The 1040-nt window shown below is 79.3% G+C and carries 1 protein-coding gene; it reads left to right on the forward strand.

Going from position 1 to position 1040, the window contains the following annotated elements:
• Positions 1–146: 146 nt before the first annotated feature.
• Positions 147–1040, forward strand: an 894-nt coding sequence (locus HLB09_RS17535) for a YhgE/Pip domain-containing protein (RefSeq protein ID WP_212771338.1), incomplete at its 3' end; no start/stop codon positions are given.

The following is a 1040-nucleotide window of genomic DNA, read 5'->3' on the forward strand; positions in this document are numbered from 1 at the left end:
CTCGTGCCCCGCGCCGAGGCGGCGCTGCTCGAGGGCGCCGGCCTCCTGCGTCCCGCCGACCTCCGGGCCGCCGCCGGCGTCGGGCGGGCCGCGCGCCCCGACGACCTGCCCCCGCGACCGACCGAGATCGCCGTGGAGGCGACCCTGTGACCACACCCGCTCGCCCCTCCGACGGCGCCTCCTCCGGCGCCCACGGCTCCTCCGACGGCCCCCGCTCCGACGAGGGGGGCCGCCTCGAGCTGCCCGACGCCGGGGAGCGGCCGCGCGCCCGCCGGTCCTCCCCGCTCGCCGGGGTCGGCGCCGCGGCCCGGGCCTCGTCGGGGACGGAGGTGCGCCGCCTGCTCGCCTCGCCGATGGCGCGCCTGGCGGTGCTGGCTCTCGCGCTCGTCCCCGTGCTCTACGCGGGGCTGTACCTGTGGGCCAACCACGACCCCTACGAGCGCCTGGACCAGGTGCCCGCCGCGCTGGTCGTGGAGGACGAGGGCGCCAGCACGGGCGGGGTGCTCCTGTCCGTGGGCTCGCAGGTCGCGCGCGACCTCGAGGTGGACGGCGAGCTGGACTGGCAGCGGACCGACGCCCAGGACGCGGCGGAGGGCGTGCGGGACGGGCGCTACGAGGCCTCTCTCCTCGTGCCCGCCACCTTCTCCTCCGACCTCGCGTCGGTCCAGCAGGCCGTCTCGGCGGGCGATCCCGCCCCGCCCCGGCAGGCGCAGCTCGAGCTGACGACCAACGACGCCACCAGCTACCTCGGCCGCACCATCGCCGAGCGCGTGGTCGCGGCTACGCAGCAGGCCGTGGCCGACCAGGTGGGGGAGCAGGCGGCCAGCTCCTTCCTCGTCGGCTTCTCCACCGTGAGCCAGCAGCTGCAGCAGGCCGCCGACGGCGCGGGCGCCCTCGCGGACGGGCTGGGGCAGGCGTCCGAGGGCGCCGACGGCCTCGTCCAGGGGGCCGACGCGCTGCTCACCGGCCAGCGCGCCCTGGCCGAGGGCGCCGACGGCCTGGCCACCGGCGCCGGGCAGCTGGCCGACGGCACCGGCGCG

This window comes from Pseudokineococcus marinus (assembly GCF_013004605.1).
In the GTDB taxonomy this organism is placed as follows: Bacteria; Actinomycetota; Actinomycetes; order Actinomycetales; family Quadrisphaeraceae; genus Pseudokineococcus; species Pseudokineococcus marinus.